This window comes from Nocardia sienata NBRC 100364, assembly GCF_001613205.1.
Taxonomy (GTDB): domain Bacteria; phylum Actinomycetota; class Actinomycetes; order Mycobacteriales; family Mycobacteriaceae; genus Nocardia; species Nocardia sienata.
Genome location: NZ_BDBX01000053.1, coordinates 36,683 through 54,941, shown reverse-complemented (window position 1 = coordinate 54,941; position 18,259 = coordinate 36,683). Strand labels below are relative to the sequence as shown.

At 68.4% G+C, this 18,259-nt stretch carries 17 protein-coding genes; 9 read left to right on the top strand and 8 right to left on the bottom strand.

Translation table 11 applies throughout. The features are described 5' to 3' along the window. Positions 1 to 9 precede the first annotated feature (9 nt). A complete protein-coding gene (locus tag NS4_RS25900; protein WP_063062105.1) occupies positions 10 to 1,068 on the bottom strand; it encodes an ABC transporter substrate-binding protein in 1,059 nt (352 codons plus the stop codon). A 154-nt stretch (positions 1,069 to 1,222) separates the two neighbouring features. On the opposite strand from NS4_RS25900, the gene NS4_RS25895 reads away from it, so the two are divergent. Together NS4_RS25895 and NS4_RS25890 are read left to right on the top strand one after the other, a co-directional pair. Continuing rightward, positions 1,223 to 2,812: an FAD-dependent oxidoreductase gene (locus NS4_RS25895; protein ID WP_063062104.1), complete on the top strand. Its 1,590-nt coding sequence runs from the start codon at positions 1,223 to 1,225 to the stop codon at positions 2,810 to 2,812. After that, positions 2,809 to 3,162 carry a 4Fe-4S dicluster domain-containing protein gene (locus NS4_RS25890; RefSeq protein WP_063062103.1) on the top strand — a complete coding sequence of 118 codons (354 nt, stop codon included), beginning with the start codon at positions 2,809 to 2,811 and terminating at the stop codon, positions 3,160 to 3,162. Before NS4_RS25895 ends, NS4_RS25890 begins: the two co-directional genes overlap by 4 nt. A gap of 39 nt (positions 3,163 to 3,201) precedes the next feature. Here NS4_RS25890 and NS4_RS25885 read toward each other — a convergent pair whose 3' ends face one another. Next, positions 3,202 to 3,609, bottom strand: coding sequence for a nuclear transport factor 2 family protein (locus tag NS4_RS25885; protein WP_063062102.1), 408 nt, complete (start codon positions 3,607 to 3,609; stop codon positions 3,202 to 3,204). Positions 3,610 to 3,689: 80 nt separating this feature from the next. After that, a complete protein-coding gene (locus NS4_RS25880; protein ID WP_245665723.1) occupies positions 3,690 to 5,162 on the bottom strand; it encodes an MFS transporter in 1,473 nt (490 codons plus the stop codon). Between the two features lie 54 nt (positions 5,163 to 5,216). On the opposite strand from NS4_RS25880, the gene NS4_RS25875 reads away from it, so the two are divergent. Next, a complete protein-coding gene (locus tag NS4_RS25875; RefSeq protein WP_063062100.1) occupies positions 5,217 to 5,963 on the top strand; it encodes a TetR/AcrR family transcriptional regulator in 747 nt (248 codons plus the stop codon). 166 nt (positions 5,964 to 6,129) lie between these two features. Here NS4_RS25875 and lipP1 read toward each other — a convergent pair whose 3' ends face one another. Beyond that, positions 6,130 to 7,098 (bottom strand): LipP1 family hormone-sensitive lipase, encoded by a 969-nt coding sequence (gene lipP1 / locus NS4_RS25870; protein ID WP_245665721.1) that lies wholly within the window; start codon positions 7,096 to 7,098, stop codon positions 6,130 to 6,132. Positions 7,099 to 7,147: 49 nt separating this feature from the next. Between lipP1 and NS4_RS25865 the strand changes: the two genes are divergently transcribed. After that, positions 7,148 to 7,597 (top strand): MerR family transcriptional regulator, encoded by a 450-nt coding sequence (locus NS4_RS25865; protein ID WP_063062098.1) that lies wholly within the window; start codon positions 7,148 to 7,150, stop codon positions 7,595 to 7,597. Positions 7,598 to 7,866: 269 nt separating this feature from the next. After that, positions 7,867 to 8,358: a hypothetical protein gene (locus tag NS4_RS25860; protein ID WP_063062097.1), complete on the top strand. Its 492-nt coding sequence runs from the start codon at positions 7,867 to 7,869 to the stop codon at positions 8,356 to 8,358. 15 nt (positions 8,359 to 8,373) lie between these two features. On the opposite strand, the gene cobN is transcribed toward NS4_RS25860, so the two are convergent. Beyond that, positions 8,374 to 12,006 carry a cobaltochelatase subunit CobN gene (cobN, locus tag NS4_RS25855; RefSeq protein ID WP_063062096.1) on the bottom strand — a complete coding sequence of 1,211 codons (3,633 nt, stop codon included), beginning with the start codon at positions 12,004 to 12,006 and terminating at the stop codon, positions 8,374 to 8,376. 227 nt (positions 12,007 to 12,233) lie between these two features. Between cobN and NS4_RS25850 the strand changes: the two genes are divergently transcribed. Together NS4_RS25850 and cobG are read left to right on the top strand one after the other, a co-directional pair. After that, the gene (locus tag NS4_RS25850; RefSeq protein WP_063062095.1) at positions 12,234 to 12,635 is read left to right on the top strand and encodes a PaaI family thioesterase; all 402 of its coding nucleotides are present in this window, start codon (positions 12,234 to 12,236) and stop codon (positions 12,633 to 12,635) included. A gap of 26 nt (positions 12,636 to 12,661) precedes the next feature. Then, positions 12,662 to 13,846, top strand: a complete 1,185-nt coding sequence (gene cobG / locus NS4_RS25845; protein WP_063062094.1) for a precorrin-3B synthase — start codon at positions 12,662 to 12,664, stop codon at positions 13,844 to 13,846. Between the two features lie 43 nt (positions 13,847 to 13,889). Here cobG and NS4_RS25840 read toward each other — a convergent pair whose 3' ends face one another. Beyond that, complete coding sequence (locus tag NS4_RS25840; RefSeq protein ID WP_063062093.1) at positions 13,890 to 14,198, bottom strand: hypothetical protein; 309 nt, start codon at positions 14,196 to 14,198, stop codon at positions 13,890 to 13,892. Positions 14,199 to 14,398: 200 nt separating this feature from the next. Beyond that, on the bottom strand, positions 14,399 to 15,250 hold the full coding sequence (locus tag NS4_RS25835) for an oxygenase MpaB family protein (RefSeq protein WP_245665719.1): 852 nt from the start codon (positions 15,248 to 15,250) through the stop codon (positions 14,399 to 14,401). Between the two features lie 222 nt (positions 15,251 to 15,472). On the opposite strand from NS4_RS25835, the gene NS4_RS25830 reads away from it, so the two are divergent. Further along, entirely contained in the window at positions 15,473 to 16,600 is a 1,128-nt protein-coding gene (locus NS4_RS25830; protein WP_063062091.1) for an NDMA-dependent alcohol dehydrogenase, read from the top strand. A gap of 58 nt (positions 16,601 to 16,658) precedes the next feature. Further along, a complete protein-coding gene (locus NS4_RS25825) occupies positions 16,659 to 17,723 on the top strand; it encodes an NAD(P)H-dependent amine dehydrogenase family protein (RefSeq protein WP_063062090.1) in 1,065 nt (354 codons plus the stop codon). A 15-nt stretch (positions 17,724 to 17,738) separates the two neighbouring features. Here NS4_RS25825 and NS4_RS25820 read toward each other — a convergent pair whose 3' ends face one another. After that, a complete protein-coding gene (locus NS4_RS25820) occupies positions 17,739 to 18,164 on the bottom strand; it encodes a nitroreductase/quinone reductase family protein (protein WP_063062133.1) in 426 nt (141 codons plus the stop codon). Positions 18,165 to 18,259: the final 95 nt, after the last annotated feature.

The window sequence follows — 18,259 nt, the reverse complement described above, 5'->3', positions numbered from 1 at the left end:
GGCCGCGCGCTATCCGACCACCTTGCCGTCGGGTCCGGCGTTCTCCGGGTAGGTGCCGTTGGCATAGGGGTTGAACTCGTTGGTGTAGAGATCCTTCGCGATCAGCTTCCCGCGATCCACCTCACCGTTGCGGACCAGCCAGTCGATCCACAGTTGGATCTCTTGCTCGCGCGTGACACCACCGGGCCCCGCGACGCCGGTGCTCTTCCAGTAGTTCGCCTTCTCCGGGCTCTCGCCTTCCCGTCCCCGGCGGGTGATGATGTCCTTGAACTTCGCGATCACCTGGTCGCGCGGTGTGGTCTGGGCCCAGCGGATCGCACGGGCGGTGCCCTGGGTCAGATCGGCGACTGCCTCGCGGTTGCGGGCCAAGAAGTCGTCGCGAACGATATAGGTGCCGTAACTGAACGCACCGAACAGGTCACCGTCGGTGAACAGCGGCCGGACCCCGCCCCGGGCCACCGCCTCGTCCCGCCAGATATCGAACAGCGCGACCGCATCGATCTGGCCCTGTCGCAGTGCCTGTTCCGCGTTCACCGGCGGCACCACGGTCAGCTCCACCTGGGCGATCTCGTCGTTGGACAGACCCTGCCGGGCGAGCCATTCCCGGGCCACGAATTCATGGTGCGCACCGAGAGTGTTCACCCCGAACTTCTTGCCGATCAGATCGCGGGCACTGCGGATCGGGCTGTTGTCCAGGACGTAGTACCCGGTGAAGTTCTCCTTGTCCGAGCCGTAGTAGCTGATCACCGAGGTGATCGGGGAACCCGCGGCGGCGAGTTTCACGACGGCGCCGTTGAACGCGCCGCCGATATCGGTGGCACCGGTGGCCGCGGATTGGATGTCCTGCGGGCCGCTGGTCGTATTGCCGACCCAGTCCAGCGCGACCTTGTCGAAATAGCCCAGATCGGCGGCGAGCTCGGGATAGGTGACCTGACTGGCCCAACCCTGGTACCGGATGAGCGTCCTACCGTCCTCGGTCGTCCGGGTTTCCGACGGGGCGCCGCACGCCGACACCAGGGAGACGGCCGCGAGCAGCGCGAAGAGCAAGGCCGGCACACGTTTACGCATGGCGTGATCATGACGATGCCGACCGCGGGCGACGAGATTTGCACTATCCGCGATTCCAATCGTTGTCGGCCGGGTGACCCCGGGTGCAGCCTGGCATTCGTCACTGTGACCCGCGCTGCGCCGAGGTGGAGCGGTCGTCGGAAGAGGGATTCGAATGACGGATGTGCACGAACTGAGCGCCGATGTTCTTGTGATCGGTGGTGGCCCCGCCGCCACCTGGGCGGCCGTCCGCGCCGCCCGCGCCGGCGCCGACGTGGTGCTCGCCGACAAAGGCTACTGCGGGACCAGCGGCGCCACCGCCTCGGCCGGCACCGGCGTGTGGTACGTCCCGCCGGACCCGGAGGCGCGGGAGGCCGCGATCGCGAGCCGCGCGGCCCTGGGCGGCTATCTGGCCGATCGGCGCTGGTCGGAGCGGGTCCTCGACGAAACCTACGACCGCCTGAACGAACTCGCCGAACAGGCCCGCTTCCCGTTCCCGGTCGGCCCGGACGGGAAGCAATTGCGCAACGGACTGCAGGGGCCGGAGTACATGCGGCGGATGCGGATCCGAGTACGCCGTGCCGGTGTGCGGATCCTCGATCACAGTCCCGCTACCGAACTGCTGGTCGACGCGGCGGGTGCGGTCGCGGGTGCCGCGGGCTATCGGCGTCAGGCCGGGCAGAGCTACCGCGTCCGGGCCGGTGCGGTGGTCCTGGCGACCGGCGGTTGCGCTTTCCAGTCCAAGGCGCTGGGCTGCGATGTGAATACCGGCGACGGCGCGCTGTTCGCGGTCGAGGCCGGAGCCGAGTTGTCCGGAATGGAATTCTCGAACGCCTACGGCATCGCGCCGGAGGGGACCTCGGTGACCAAGACGGCGTTCTATCATTTCGCCACCTTCTATCGCGCCGACGGCAGTGTGCTCGAGGGGGCCGGCGGCCGCAACCGGTCCCCCATCGCGGCGGAACTGTTGCGCGACAGGGTCTACTGCCGAATCGATCAGGCCGACGAGTCTGCCCGGGCCGCCATGCGCCGCGCCCAGCCGAATTTCTTCCTGACTTTCGACCGGCTCGGCATCGATCCGTTCACCGAGAAGTTCCCGATCACGCTGATCGCCGAGGGCACTGTCCGCGGCACCGGCGGTATCCGGCTCGTCACCGACGAATGCGGTACCAGTGTGCCGGGCCTCTACGCGGCCGGTGACGCCGCGACCCGTGAACTGATCTGCGGCGGTTTCACCGGCGGCGGCAGTCACAATGCCGCCTGGGCGATTTCCTCGGGCACCTGGGCGGGCGCCGGGGCCGCCCGGTACGCGCTGTCGCTCGGGGCGGGTGCGGCGGGCCGCCGAGTGACGGGGATCGGCGACGTGGGTGCCCGGCCTGAGGGCCGCCGGACCGAGCACGATGCGCGGCAGGTGGTGGCCGCTGTACAACGCGAGGTCCTGCCCTACGACAAGAACTATTTGCGGCGTGGCAGCGTGCTCACCGAATCGCTGATCACGCTGGACGCACTCTGGTCGGAGATCCGTGAATCCTTGGGCGGCGACGGCGCGGAGCGGGTGCGCACCCGGCAGGCCGCGGCGATGACCGCGCACGCCCGCTGGATGTATCGGGCGGCCCTGGCCCGCACCGAGACCCGGGGCATGGCGAAACGGCTCGATTTCCCCGACCAGGACCCCGATCAGCACCATCGGCTGATCACCGGCGGGCTGGACCGGATCTGGGTGCGGCCCGAACAGGCGGCGATCCCGGCGGCGGTGGCGTCGTGATCGAACTCGTATCCGCGCAGCGCTGCATCGCCTGCGACAAATGCATCGCCGTCTGCCCCACCGATGTTTTCGACCGCGGCGCCGACGGTATTCCGGTGATCAGCCGGCACAGCGACTGCCAGACCTGCTTCCAGTGCGAGGCGAACTGCCCGGCCGACGCGCTGTTCGTCTCTCCCCGCACCGCCCCGGAACCGGAATCCTCGGCGGCCGGAGACCAGGAGGAGCTGGTCCGCAGCGGGCTGCTGGGCAGCTACCGCGCGCAGATCGGCTGGGGTAAGGGCCGCACACCCGGCACCCTGCGGGCGGTCGGGCCCGCACTCCAACCCAACGGGTCGCCGCTCACCAGCTGATCGACCGGCCCTATCGGGCAGGGTTGCGGTGTCGGTCCCTTACTGGGCGTCCGTACTCGCGGCGATCGCCTCGCTCTGGATCCGGTCGAACTGCGCACCCATGGCCTCGGCCAAGGCGGTCGCCGCCGAGAGTGGACGCACCATCACCATGAACTCGTCGATCTTGCCTTCGGCGTCGAAATGCAGGAAATCGCAGCCGGTCAAACGTTTGCCCGCGACGGTGGCCTCGAAGACGAGGGCGTGGTCGCGGCCGGCGGGGTCGGCGATTTCCCGGAGGTAGCGGAAATCCTCGAACACCCGGAGCACGCCGCGCAGGATGGCCGCGGTGATGGGCTTACCCGGATACGGCTTGTAGGCCACCGGGCTGGTGAACACCACGTTGTCGGCCAGCAATGCCTCGATGGCGACGGTGTCGCGGTCCTCCACGGCCTTGCGGAATGGGTGCATCCGGAAACCTCGCATACTCGATGTGCCGGCCGGACCTTCGCCGGCCGTTTGCTACACGGTAGGCCGATCGCGGTCGCGCGTCACGGGTTGCGGGCCGGGGTTTCCACGGCCGCCGGTTCTTCGCTCCCGACCGGTCGTGGACGGGCCCGCAGGACGAGCGCGCCGAGGAGGGCTGCGGCCGCAGTGAACCCGGCACCCACCCACGCTCCTGTCGACACCGCGTCGGTGAACGCGATCTTCGCGACCTCGGAGTATCCGAGTTCGAATGCCGCGCCGATGGATTCCCGGGCGGCCGGGGGCGCGTCGGCCGGCATTCGCGCGGTGAAGACGCCGGCCAGCACACTGCCCAGGATGGCGATACTCAACGCCATACCCACCTGTTGCAGGGTGTCGTTGAGGGCCGAGCCGACACCCGCGTGGCGTAGCGGGATGGCGTTCATGATGGCGGTGTAGGCGGCCGGTCCGGCCAGGCCGCTGCCGATTCCCATGACCAGCATGGCGGCCAGTACCCACAGATACCCGGTGCCGACGGCCAGGATCGCGAAAGCGGCGGCCATGACCGACAATCCCGCGACGATCAGCGTCTTGTTCGCGAGGTTCTTGCCCAGGGTCGCGCCGAGGCCGTTGCACACTGCGCCGGCCAGGGCGTAGGGCAGGAGCGCGAGACCGGCTTTCATCGGCCCGTAGCCGAGAACGAACTGCAGGTATTGGGTGAGCATCAGCATGACCGCGCCCATCCCGAACACCATCAGCAGCACAGTGGCGCAGGTGCCGGTGAAATCGCGGTTCGCGAACAGTCCCAGCGGCAACATCGGATGCTCCTGCCGACGCTCCCACAGCACGAACGCGGCAGCGGATACGACGGCCAGGAGCAGCACCGGGAGGTTCCATTCGCGCTCGATGATCAGGTACACGGTCGAGGCGAGCGCGAGGATGGACAGCACCACGCCCACCCCGTCGATCGGGCGCTGTTCTCCGGTGGTCTCGGGCATCAGCACCAGGGCAGCGGTGATCGCCAGTACGGCCACCGGGATGTTCAGCAGGAATACCGAACCCCACCAGTAGTGCTGCAGCAGCAGGCCGCCGAGCGTCGGACCGGCGACGATGCCGAGGATCGACACGGTGGACCAGGCGGCCAACGCCATCCGGCGTTCGCTCTCGTCGAAGGTGGTCATCAGGATCGACAGCGTCGAGGGCATCAACAGGGCGCCACCCACACCCATGACGGCCCGGGCGGCGACCACCTGCCACGGTTCGGTGGCCAGGACCGCGGCCAGCGAACCCGCTCCCAGCACGATCAGGCCGAGGATCAGCATCAGCCGACGGCCGAACCGGTCGGACAGGCTACCCGCGGTGAGCAGCAGGCCGGCGAAGACCAGCACATAGGAGTCCAGGATCCACTGGATATCGGAGGGAGTCGCGTCCAGTTCGCGGATCAGCGAGGGGATCGCGATATTGAGCACGGTGCTGTCGATCATCAGCACCAGCAACGCGAGGCACAGCGCGGCGAGGATCATCCATCGGCGGGGATCTCGTACAGTGTTCGATTCCACTCGCACACCGTACGACAAAATCGAACAGCGTGCGAACAGGGCTAGGATCGAACTGTGACCGAGCAGTTCAGAAGTGTGTGGACCCGTGCACCCCGCCGGACCAAGACCTCAAACCTGAGCCGGGACCAGATCGTGCGCGCCGCGGTCGCCGTCCTGGACAAGGAAGGTCTCGAGGCGCTGAGCATGCGCAGACTCGGCGCCGAACTCGGGGCGGGCGCCACCAGCCTGTACTGGCATGTCGCGAACAAGAACGAACTTCTCGAACTGGCCCTGGACGAGATATGGGGTTCGATCGACGACGGCGGGCTGGAAACCGCCTCCGGCCTGCGCGAACTACTCAGTACCTTCGCCTACAACTTCCGTGGTGCGCTGTTGGCGCATCCATGGTCGGCGACGCTCATCGGCCAGATACCGAGTGTCGGCCCGCAAGCCTTCCGGCTGACCGAGAGGCTACGCCGGGCCTTCGCCGAAGCGGGTTTCCAGGGCTTCGATATCTACCTGGCCAGTGGCACCGTCACCAGTTTCGTCCTCGGCCAGGTCGTGCCGTTGATCGCGATGGAGAAAGCCCACGGTGGACCCGTCGACCAGGGCCAGGTGACGCGGATACTGGACGAGCTGAGCGTGGACTACCCGCAGATGCGCGCCGATTACCGGGCCTTCATGCCCGAGGATTCCACGGTCGGCAACGCACTCGGCTTCGAATTCGGGTTGCTGTGCCTGCTGGATGGCCTGGAGGCCCGCCTTCGCGCCCAGCAACCCTCGCCCTCGACAGGGGCGGACGAATCCCCCCACTCCCGGTGACGGCGGGCGAGCCACCACGCCACCACCGAAAGGGCAGCCGAAGAGCATTTTCTTCGGGAATCGGGGGCCGTGTCGCGTTCGCGGCCGACCGGCCGGCACCTGATGCAGCCGGGCAATGCCGCGCGGAGGCAGCTCCGAACGCTTCCCCCACGCTGCGGTCGGCTTTCTACCGGGTCGTGGATATCCGGATGAATGCACTGCGCAGCGCGGCGGCAGCTTCGGCACGCGCGGTGGCGGCGACATCGAACGGGTGGCGCAGGAACTCGTGGATCATTCCCGGGTAGCGGCGGACTTCGACCGGCACACCGGCGCGGGCCAGCGCGGCGGCGTACTCTTCCCCCTCGTCGCGGAGGGCATCGTATTCGGCGGTGACGACCAGGGCCGGCGGCAGACCGGAATGGTCGGCCGCCAGTAGCGGCGAGACACGTGGATCGAGCTTCTCCTCCTCGCCGCGCAGGTAATTGTCCATGAACCAGTGCTGGCCGGCCTGCGTGATGTTCCCGAACTTCCCCGCGAACTCCCGGATGCTCCCATTGCTGCGCCGGAAGTCGGTGTCGGGATAGATGAGCAACTGGAAGGCCAGCGGTGGTCCTCCCAGTTCGCGAGCCATATGCGTGACGACCGCGGCGAGGTTGCCGCCGGCGCTGTCACCGGCGACCGCGATCCTGGTTCCATCGGCGCCCAAGCCCTCGGCATTGGCTGCCACCCATCGGGTAGCGGCGAAACACACATTCACTGCCGCGGGGAACCTGTGTTCGGGGGCCAAGGGATAGCCGACCGAGACGACCACGGCGGTGGCGCCGTTCGCCAGGCTGCGGCACAGACCGTCGTGGGTGTCCAGATCACCGACGACGAACCCGCCGCCGTGGAAGAACAGCACCACCGGCATCGGCTGGGCACCGGTCGGTGTATAGATTCGTATCGGTACCCGGTGGCCCGCCAGCGCGATGACGCGATTTTCCACCGCGGCCACCGGTTCCGGCGCACCGAGCATCGGGATCTGGCGCCGCAGCCCCTCGCGCGCCTGCTCGGGCGTGAGGGTGTGCAATTCCGCGAAGCCCGCGCGCGCGATTCGTTCCAGATATGCCTGAACCTGAGGATGCAACTCCGACAAGGACATGTTCGATTCACTCATGCAGCTATCCTGTGACTTGAAGCATGGTTCAAGTCAAGGAGGATGAATCGTGGAGTTGCTCGATATCGCCGAGGTGGCCGAGCGGTCCGGATCGGCGCCGTCCGCCCTGCGCTTCTACGAACGACGCGGCCTCATCCGTTCGGCCGGACGCAACGGACTGCGCCGCACGTTCGAGCCGGACGTACTCGATCGGCTGACGCTCATCGACTGCGCGCGGCGAGCGGGTTTCACCCTCGCGCAGATCCAGCGGTTTCTGAGCGCGACACCGAACGACACCGAATTGCGCGCCCACCTTGCGCTGCGGGCGACACAGCTGGACCACGACATCGCGCGGCTCACCCGCATGCGCGACAGCCTGCGCCACGCGGCGACCTGCACCCACGAGCCGCTGGTCGAGTGCCCCGAGTTCAAAACCACCATCGCCGAGGGTGAAAACGCCCGCGAAGTGCCAGTACTCGCCACCGGCCCATTGGAGGACGGGCCGGCGGGCCCTCGATAATCCCTCGCCCGCCTGGGACCCATCGATCGCCGCCGGGTCACGATGCGGTCTCGGCAAGATCGAACATCACAGGTTCGGCAAGATCGGTTATCCGGGGTGCGTCGGCGGTCGCGGGGCTTCTAGGCTCGCGAAGGGCCGCCGCCGCTCCCCGCGACCACGGTGCGCCTCCCCCGGACCCGGCGTCCGGCGACACCGACCGCACCGACCGGCCAACGGCGTGCCGGCACCGATACCGCGCCCCGAGCGCCGACGACCCCGAAGGACCCACTGTGAAAAAGACCGTCCTGGCCGCCGCTGCCCTCGTTCTCCCGCTCATATCCGCCACCGCCGCCGGCGCCGAGCCGGTTCCGGTGCTCCCCGAACCGCCGGTGGCGGCCGCGCAGGATTCGGTGCCTTCCGGCCCGCTCGGCACCACGTTCCCCGTCCGTACCGGCGGCGATATGGCCGTCACTATCGACCCCACCGACGCGGTGGTCGAGCCGCGCGCCGACGGACAGCGGGTGCTTGTCTACGATGTGACCGCCGAACAGACCGCGGGCAACCCCTACTTCCTGCCCACACTCGACCTGCGCATGGTGACCGCCGACGGGACGACGGTGTATCCGCTCACCGATGTCCCCGGCGAATACCCGGCCGGGTTCCTCGAGCCGGGACAGCCCCGCCACGGGCTGGTGGCCTTCGGCATCGACCAGCAGCAGACACCGGACCGGATCATCTTCGCCACCAGCGACTATTTCGTGCAGAGCAGCTGGACCCTCTGACCCCGTCCCGGCCGGCTATTCGAGTTCGCCCTCGGTCTCCAGGTACACCTGGCGCAGCCGGTCCAGCGTCTCCCGCTCGGGGCTCGCCCACATTCCGCGTTCGGCGGCCTCGAGCAGCCGTTCGGCGATACCGTGCAGCGCCCACGGGTTGGACTGCTCCATGAACTTACGGTTGGTCTCGTCGAACACATAGCTCTCGGAGAGTTTCTCGTACATCCAGTCGGCGATCACATCGGTGGTGGCGTCGTAGCCGAACAGGTAGTCCACCGTGGCCGCCATCTCGAAGGCACCCTTGTAACCGTGCCGGCGCATGGCCTCGAGCCAGCGCGGATTGACCACCCGGGCCCGGAAGACGCGTGTGGTCTCCTCCGACAGCGTGCGGGTCCGGACAGCGTCCGGGCGGGTGCTGTCGCCGATATAGGCCTCCGGGTTCTTACCCGTCAGGGCGCGAACCGTCGCGACCATCCCGCCGTGGTACTGGAAGTAGTCGTCGGAGTCGGCGATATCGTGCTCACGGGTATCGGTGTTCTTCGCGGCCACCGCGATCCGGCGGTACGCGGTACGCATATCGTCGGCCGCCGGAGCACCGTCGAGATCGCGCCCATAGGCGTAGCCGCCCCAGGTGGTGTAGACCTGCGCGAGGTCGTCATCGGTGCGCCAGCTCTTGGAATCGATCAGCTGGAGCAACCCCGCGCCGTAGGTGCCCGGTTTGGACCCGAAGATCCGGGTGGTGGCCCGTCGCTCGTCCCCGTGCTCGGCGAGATCGGCGCGGGTGTGCGCGCGGACGTAGTTGCTCTCCGCGGGCTCGTCGAGTTCGGCCACGAGCCGGACCGCGTCGTCGAGCAGCGCCAGCACATGGGGGAATGCGTCGCGGAAGAATCCACTGATCCGTACCGTCACATCCACGCGCGGCCGGCCCAGTTCCGCGAGATCGATCACCTCCAGAGTGGTCACCCGGCGGCTGGCCTCGTCCCAGACCGGGCGCACCCCGAGCAGGGCGAGTACCTCGGCGATATCGTCACCGGAGGTGCGCATGGCCGAGGTGCCCCAGACCGACAGACCCACCGAGCGCGGATACTCACCGTGGTCGGCCCGGTAACGTTCGAGCAGTGATTCGGCCATGGCCTGACCGGTTTCCCAGGCCAGCCGCGACGGTACGGCCTTGGGGTCCACGGAGTAGAAGTTACGTCCGGTCGGCAGCACATTGATCAGGCCGCGCAGCGGCGAACCGCTCGGGCCCGCGGGGATGAAACCGCCGTTCAGGGCGTGCAGTACGCGGTCGATCTCGACTCCGGTGCCGCGCAACCGCGGTACCACCTCGGTCGCGGCGAAACGCAGCACCGCGGCGACCGCCGCGCGATCGCCGCCGGCCGTTTCGAACAATTCGTCCGCGTGCTCCTCGACGAGCCCGTCCACGGCCTCGGGCGCCCACCCGGTGGCCTGCAGCGCGACGATCAGTTCCCGGGCGCGCGCCTCCACCGAATCGACCCGTTCCCGCGCCTCCCCACCGGATTCGCTCAGCCCCAGCGCTTCCCGCAGCCCCGGCACCGATATTTCCCCGCCCCACAACTGCCGGGCCCGCAGCATGGCCAAGACGAGGTCGACCTCGCCGTCGCCGGCCGGGGCGCGGCCGAGAATATGCAGGCCGTCGCGGATCTGGACGTCCTTGATCTCGCACAGCCAGCCGTCGACGTGCAGCAGCATATCGTCGAAGGATTCCTCGTCCGGGCGTTCGGCCAGACCCAGATCGTGGTCCATCTTCGCAGCACGCATGAGCGTCCAGATCTGCTGCCGGATGGCGGGGAGTTTGGCCGGATCCAGCGCGGAGATGTTCGCGTGCTCGTCGAGCAGCTGTTCGAGACGGGAGATATCGCCGTAACTCTCGGCGCGCGCCATCGGGGGGATCAGATGATCCACCAGGGTGGCGTGGGCACGGCGTTTGGCCTGGGTGCCCTCCCCCGGATCGTTCACCAGGAACGGGTAGATGAGCGGCAGATCCCCCAGAGCGGCATCGGTACCGCACGCCGCGGACATGCCCAGGGTCTTGCCGGGCAGCCATTCCAGGTTTCCGTGCTTGCCCAGATGCACCATCGCGTCCGCGCCGAAACCTCCGGACGCGGGATCGGTGGACAGCCACCGATAGGCGGCGAGGTAGTGGTGGCTCGGCGGGAGATCGGGGTCGTGGTAGATGGCGACGGGGTTCTCGCCGAAACCGCGCGGCGGCTGCACCATGAGCACCACATTGCCGAACCGCAGGGCGGCGATGACGATTTCGCCGCGCGGGTCGGCGGAACGGTCCACGTAGAGCTCACCCGGGGGCGGCCCCCACGCCTCGACGACAGCGGCGCGCAGTTCCTCGGGCAGCGTGTCGAACCAGGCGGTGTAGACCTCGGCGCCGATCCGTACCGGGTTGCCTTCGAGCTGTTCGGCGGTCAGCCAGTCGGGATCCTGCCCACCGGCGGCGATCAGCGCGTGCATCAGCGCGTCGCCGTCGCGTTCCTCCAGGCCCGGGACCTCGCCCGTGGCGCCGAGATCGTATCCTGCGGCACGCAATTCGGTGAGCAGCGCGATAGCGCTGGCCGGCGTATCGAGTCCGACGGCGTTGCCGATACGGGCGTGTTTGGTCGGGTAGGCCGACAGCATGAGCGCCAGGCGTTTGCGGCCGGCGGGGATATACCGCAGCCGTGCGTGCCGCACCGCGATCCCGGCCACCCGGGCGGCGCGTTCGGCATCGGGCACGTAGGTGGACAGTCCGTCCTCGTCGAACTCTTTGAAGGAGAACGGCACCGTGACGATCCGGCCGTCGAACTCCGGGACCGCGACCTGGGTCGCCACGTCCAGCGGGGACAGCCCGTCGTCGTTGGCCTCCCACTGCGCGCGGCCACTGGTCAGGCACAGACCCTGCAGGATCGGGACATCCAGTTCGGCCAGCGCGCCGATATCCCAGGCCTCGTCGTCACCGCCCGCCGCGGCCAGCGCCGGCTTGCTGCCGCCGGCCGCCAGCACGGTGACCACCAGTGCGTCGGCCTGCCGGAGGGTGGCGAGCAGGTCGGGTTCGGCGGTACGCAGGGAGGCGCAGTAGACGGGCAGCGGTACCGCGCCGGCGTCCTCGATCGCACCGCACAGCGCGTCGATATAGCCGGTGTTCCCGGCCAGATGCTGGGCCCGGTAGTAGACGACGCCGACCGTCGGTTTCCCGGCCACCGGCTCCGGATACCGCGCGGCGCGTTCGAGCCGGCCCCAGGCGGGCAATTGCACCGGCGGTTCGAAGCCGTGCCCGGTGAGCAGGACCGTATCGGAGAGGAAGTTGTGCAGCTGGCGCAGATTCTGCGGGCCGCCGGCCGCCAGGTAGTTGTGTGCGTCGGAGGCCACGCCGACCGGCACGGTCGAGCACTCCATCAGTTCGGCGTCGGGGGCCATTTCGCCGCCGACCGCGACCACCGGTACCCCGCTCGCCCGAACCGCCGCCAGGCCGTCCTCCCAGGCGCGTTTGCCGCCGAGGATCCGCACGATCACCAGATCGGCGTCCGCGAGCAGGCCGGGCAGATCCTCCACCAGCAATCGGGCCGGATTGGCCCACCGGTACTCCGCGCCGCTGGCGCGCGCGCTCAGCAGATCGGTATCGGAGGTGGACAGCAGCAGAATCACAGCGATGACCTTCCTGGGGTGACGCGCCCGTGGGGGGTTGTGTGCTCGCCGGAGAGGGTCTGGCTGTGTCAGTGGCGCGACCGCACCGGAGTTCCACCGGTTTCCTCGTCACCCGTCGAGCCCTCGGATGCTACCGCGACCGCCGGAGCCGTCCGTCATCACACCGGCGAGCGGCACCCGCCCGCGCGTACTTGCCGACGCGTCTCGTTACCTGTTGGCTTCCTGCCATGACCGACGAACCGGGTACGCAACTGTTCCACCAGTCCATGCCTTTCACCGAACGCCTCGGTGTGGAGGTGCTCGAACACGGTCCCGGGTTGGTGCGCAGCCGTATCGCCTGGGACGAGACACTATGCACGCTGGGCGGCGTGCTGCACGGCGGCGTGCTGATGGCGCTGGCGGATGCGACCGCGGCGGTCTGCGCGTTCCTCAATCTCCCCGAGGGCGCCCAGGCGACCACGACAGTCGAATCGAAAACGAACTTCCTACGCGCCGTGCGGTCCGGTCATGCCGAGGCCTCGTCCCGGCCGCTGCACACCGGGCGCTCGTTCATCGTGGTCGCGACCGAGGTCCGCGACGACGCGGGCAAGCTGGTGGCGAAGGTGACACAGACCCAAGCGGTGCGGTAGTCCGGCGTCCGTAAACTGGTCGGATCATGGCGCGTACCGATCCCGATTCCTGTCCCGGTGTCCTGCGTCTGCACGAGGCCGCCGACGGCCCGCTGGCCCGAGTCCGGGTGCCGGGCGGAGCGCTCGCGCCGGAGCAGTTGCAGACCCTCGCCGCGGCCGCCCACGATCTCGGGGACGGCACCATCGAACTGACCTCGCGTGGCAATGTGCAGTTGCGCCGGGTCCGCGATGCCGACGCGCTCACCGAACGGCTGGCCGGCGCCGGGCTGCTGCCGAGCCGGACCCACGAGCGGGTCCGCAATATCATCGCCTCGCCCCTGTCCGGACGAGTCGGGGACCAACCCGATATCCGGCCGCTGGTCGCCGCCCTGGACGCCGGGCTGCTCGACTCGCCTCGGCTGGCCGAACTCCCGGGCCGGGTCCTGTTCACCCTCGACGACGGCCGGGGCGATATGAGCGCGCTGCGCCCGGATATCGGTCTGCACGTCCTCGACGGTGACCGCAGCGCCCTGCTGCTCGCCGGTGTGGACAGCGGGATCCGGATCGCCACCGCCGACGCGACCGAGGTGATGCTGGCGGCGGCACACGGTTTCCTCGAACTGGCCGACGGCCAGTGGCGCCTGCACGAGATCGAGGACGGTACCGCACGGCTGGCGACGCTGCTGGGCCTGGTTCCCGGCCCCGAACGGCTGGAACTCGCGGAGACGGCCGACCGGCCGATCGGCTGGTTACCGCAGGACGACGGGCTGGTCGCACTCGGCGCCGGAGTCCGGCTGGGCGTGCTGCCCGCCCGCACCGCCGAATTCCTCGCCGCCGTCGAACGTCCCGTACTGCTCACCCCGTGGCGCGGTCTGATCGTCGCCGATCTCGAGGAGTGGCCCGCCGAACAGGTGGTGCGGGTGCTGGCACCGATGGGCCTGGTCTTCGACGCCGACTCACCGTGGCTGCGGATCACCGCCTGCGCGGGGCGGCCGGGCTGCGCCAAGTCACATACCGATGTGCGTGCCGACGCGACGGCCGCGGTCGAATCGGGCCGGACGGATATCCCCGGGACCGCCGCCCCGCAAGCCCCGATCCCGGCCGCCGCGATCACCACGGCGGGTCGCCAGCACTGGTCCGGTTGCGAACGTCGCTGCGGCCGGCCCGCTGCGGAGGTCACCGAGGTCACCGCCGGTCCCGGGGGTTACCGGGTGCGGCCACCCCACACCTGAGCCGCCGTACCGCACAGGGCCGGGCCGCCCCGGCGGACAGCCCCTACTGCTGCTGCGATGTCGAGGGCTTTTCGATGGGCCGCGAACGACGGTCCCCGTCGTCCTGTTTGCCGTGGCTGGCCACCAGGAGCACGACGATCAACAATCCCATCACCGCCGCCACGGCCAGTGCTGCCGAGGGCTTGCGCAGTTCCTCGGTTTCCTCGCGCACCGACATCTCCTCCGGCAACGGCGGCACGGATTCGGCGACATGGTGCTCGGCTCGTGCCTCGACTGCCCGGCATCCGTTCGCCCGATTCGCATTTCCGGTGACGAACGACGAACTGCCTTGACGTGTCTGAACTGTGAGCATGCGGAAATGGTATCGACGTCCCACCGCCCGACATTCGGAAACTTCCCGGTAATGAGAAATTAACTTTTGCTCGGCGCGAGGTATATCTGCGCCGGTCAGCGGTTCGGAGCCGGGATCGGCAGGCCCACAAGGCAAATCGGGCCGGTGTGACGTAGGGTACGCTGTCCGGCCCCAACCCGGTCTGTGTCGCAAAACATAGGTCAGCCGGCCCGGACGCGCCGCACACCCGCGTAGGCGCGCGGGGCGTACCGCAGGCGATCGGGCAGCAGCGGCCAGACCGTACGCACTGCCGCCGCGAACACACCGAACAGCCTTTGATCCACCGCCGTCCAGCGCAGGTCCAGGATCTCGCGAGCACGTTCGGGCATGAGCGCGTTGGCGAGCCAGACATTGAACGCCATCACCGGCCGCCAGATGACCGACCACACCGGTTCCGGGATACCGGGCAGCGCCGGAATACGAGTACTGCCCAGCCGGAGCGCGAAATCGGTGGTGGCGTTGGCCTCGAGCACCTCGTCGATGGTGCGGTTCCAGTACTGCTCGAACTCGGCGTAGTTCGCCACCAGCACCCGATCGGACAGTCCGTACATGCGCCACCAGGTGATGCCCTCGGCGATCAACTGATCCTTCTCCGCGACGGTGAGCGGGGTCCCGAAATGCTCGTTGAGGGCGATGGTCAGTTCGACGAAAGTCGCGTGGGTCCACCAGTACACGTCGGGGTTGAGCGCGTGGTAGCGCTCCCCGCGAGAATCGGTGCCCTTGAGCGGGCGATGATAGTCGCGCACCCGGGCTGCCTGCGCCTCGTTGTCGGCGTCGTAGATCATCCCCTGGATCTGCGGGAGGGACCGGATGAGGCGGTCCCACGGATCACGGAAGAAGTCGGAGTGGTCCCGCAGGGCCGCGCCCACCGCCGGATGCATGTTCTGCAGGATGCCGGTGCGGCCGAGGAACAGCATGTTCCGCAGGTCTCCGGCGTACTCCCAGGTCAATGACCCGGGTCCGATCGGTGCCCCCACCAGATGGGGTGTGGCGGCGGTATCCGGAGCACTCACGATCTGACCTCCTTGTCGAACGACGCGAAACTCTGAGACGGATAGTAGGTCATCATCTCAGTTTCTCGCCGACCGAGGGCCTCGAACATCACACCAGAGGATTCCGCGACACCCGGAACCCCGTATCGTATGGTCGTCTGGACTGTTGTCCATACACTTGTGGATACAGCCGGGCCCGGTTACTTCACGAGCCCGCAGCGGTAGGAGAAAGCAGGTTCACCGATGAAGACCAAGGGCGCTCTCATCTGGGAATTCGACCAGCCGTGGCAGATCGAGGAGATCGAGATCGGCGATCCCCGCAAACACGAGGTCAAGGTCGCACTGGAAGCGGCCGGCATGTGCCATTCCGACCACCACCTGGTCACCGGCGGCATCCCGATGATGGGATTCCCGGTACTCGGCGGGCACGAGGGCGCCGGCATCGTCACCGAGATCGGCGAGGGCGTGGAAGATCTGGCGGTCGGCGACCACGTCGTCCTGTCGTTCATCCCCTCGTGCGGGAAATGCAAATCCTGTCAGGCGGGTCTGCGTAACCTGTGCGACCTCGGCGCGCTCCTGCTCGCGGGTACCTCGGTGACCGACGGATCGTTCCGCATCCAGGCCCGCGGCCGCGACGTCTACCCGATGGCCCTGCTGGGCACCTTCTCCCCGTACATGGTGGTCCACCAGAGCTCGGTGGTGAAGATCGACCCGTCGATCCCGTTCGAAGTCGCCTGCCTGGTCGGCTGCGGTGTCACCACCGGATACGGGTCGGCCGTGCGCACCGCCGATATCCGGCCGGGTGAGGATGTCGCGATCATCGGATTGGGCGGCGTAGGTATGTCCGCGTTGCAGGGCGCGGCCCACGCGGGCGCCCGCTACATCTTCGCGGTAGACCCGGTGCCGTGGAAGCGCGAACAGGCGTTGAAATTCGGGGCCACCCATACCTACGCCTCCATCGAGGAGGCGACCGCGGGCTGCGCGGAGGTCACCTGGGGCGGTATGGCCAAGAAGGTGATCGTGACCGTCGGCGAGGTCCACGGCGAGGACGTCGACAGCTGGATGGGCATCACCGCCAAGGCCGGAACATGCGTCCTCACCGCCATGGGCAGCCTGACCGAGAACAAGACCACCCTGAACCTGGCCATGCTCTCGCTGCTGCAGAAGAATCTGCAGGGCACGATCTTCGGTGGCGGCAATCCGCACTACGACATACCGCACCTGCTGTCCATGTACCAGGTCGGCAAGTTGAATCTCGACGATATGGTCACCCGCCGGTACCGGCTCGAGGACATCAACGACGGCTATCAGGACATGCTGGCCGGTCGCAATATCCGCGGCATCATCCGCTACACCGACGCGGACCGCTGAGCCGCTCGGCTCACCGGCGCCGGCCAACCGCGCGACCGGACAGTGACGAGGAGGACGTGTGAGTTACCGAGTCGTGCAGTGGGCCACCGGATCGGTCGGCCGGGCCGCACTGCGAGCCATCATCGATCACCCCGAACTCGAGCTGGTGGGATGCTGGGTGCATTCACCGGACAAACGCGGCCGCGACGTGGGCGAGATCCTCGGCCGCGCGCCCGTCGGGGTGCGGGCGACCGACAGTCTCGACGAGATCCTCGCACTGCCCGCCGACGCTGTGGTCTACGCACCGCTGCTCCCGCGCGCGCAGGAGGTGGCGGCACTGCTGCGGTCGGGGAAGAACGTGGTGACACCGGTGGGCTGGTTCTATCCCGACGAGGAGCAGGCCGAACCGGTCCGGCAGGCCTGTCTGGCGGGCCGGACCACGCTGCACGGCACCGGGATCGACCCCGGCGGGGTCACCGAGGTGTTCCCGTTGATGCTGTCGGCCATGTCGGCGGCGGTCACCTTCGTGCGTGGCGAGGAGTTCTCCGATATCCGGACCTACGGCGCGCCCGATGTGGTGCGCCACATCATGCGGTTCGGTGCCACTCCCGCAGAGGCCGCCGCGGGCCCGATGATCCGGCTGCTCGACGGCGGCTTCCGCCAATCGGTCCGGATGATCCTGGACACGCTGGGTTTCGGCGGGAACCCCGAGATCCGCACAGTGCACGAGACGGCGGTCGCGACCGCGCCGATCGAATCACCCATCGGCACCATCGAACCCGGGCAGGTGGCCGGCCAGCGCTTCCACTGGGAGGCGGTGGCCGGCGGCGAGACCGTCGTGCGCATCGGGGTCAACTGGCTGATGGGCCGGCAGCATCTCGACCCACCATGGACCCTCGGCGCGGAGGGCGAACGGTTCGAGATCGAGATCGACGGCGATCCGGGCACATTCGTCACCATCCGCGGCTGGCAATCCGAACCCGGCGACCCGCCGGAGGCCGAGAATCCCGGAATCGCCGCGACGGCCGCGCACTGCGTCAACTCCGTCCCATACGTCTGCGCGGCCGAACCCGGTATCCGCACCTCGGTCGAACTACCGATGGTGGCGGGCCGGGCCCATCCGCGATTTGCGCGCGGTTCGTAGGCGAACGGCGGACCGCTAGGCGCGGCGTAACGCCAGGACCGGAATGGTGCGGAAGCCGGCCGCCTTCTGCTCGTATTCCGCGAATCCGGGATAGCGGCGGGCCTGTTCACCGTAGATGCGGTCGCGCTCCGCGCCGGTCACCTCCGTAACGGTGACGGGGTAGGTTTCGGTGCCCCGCTCCATCGTGGCCTCCCCGGCCGCGGTCAGATTGTGGTACCAATCCGGGTTCGTCGGCGCACCCGCCTTGCTGGCGAATACGTAAACGAGGCCGTCGGGGTCCTGCTCATCGGCCAGGTACATCATCGGGGTCACCGATTCCCGGCCGGTGTGCCGGCCGCGATGGTGTACCAAGGCCAGCGGGGCACCCTCGAAGAAGCCGCCGACCCGGCCCTCGTTGGCCCGGAATTCCGTAATGATCCGGTCGTTCCAGTCGTCTGCCATACCCGGCATTATGCTGTGGGCCACCGGCGGGGTCCGTACTCCCGGCCGCGCGGCGGGTCATCGCCGGACCACCCCGACGATCACCGCAGCGCGGC

Excerpts from the sequence above, each read along its gene's own strand:
- NS4_RS25900 (WP_063062105.1), bottom strand. The coding sequence starts at position 1,068 with ATGCGTAAACGTGTGCCGGCCTTGCTCTTCGCGCTGCTCGCGGCCGTC.
- NS4_RS25895 (WP_063062104.1), top strand. The coding sequence starts at position 1,223 with ATGACGGATGTGCACGAACTGAGCGCCGATGTTCTTGTGATCGGTGGT.
- NS4_RS25885 (WP_063062102.1), bottom strand. The coding sequence starts at position 3,609 with ATGCACCCATTCCGCAAGGCCGTGGAGGACCGCGACACCGTCGCCATC.
- lipP1 (WP_245665721.1), bottom strand. The coding sequence starts at position 7,098 with ATGAGTGAATCGAACATGTCCTTGTCGGAGTTGCATCCTCAGGTTCAG.
- NS4_RS25850 (WP_063062095.1), top strand. The coding sequence starts at position 12,234 with ATGACCGACGAACCGGGTACGCAACTGTTCCACCAGTCCATGCCTTTC.
- cobG (WP_063062094.1), top strand. The coding sequence starts at position 12,662 with ATGGCGCGTACCGATCCCGATTCCTGTCCCGGTGTCCTGCGTCTGCAC.
- NS4_RS25840 (WP_063062093.1), bottom strand. The coding sequence starts at position 14,198 with ATGCTCACAGTTCAGACACGTCAAGGCAGTTCGTCGTTCGTCACCGGA.
- NS4_RS25830 (WP_063062091.1), top strand. The coding sequence starts at position 15,473 with ATGAAGACCAAGGGCGCTCTCATCTGGGAATTCGACCAGCCGTGGCAG.
- NS4_RS25820 (WP_063062133.1), bottom strand. The coding sequence starts at position 18,164 with ATGGCAGACGACTGGAACGACCGGATCATTACGGAATTCCGGGCCAAC.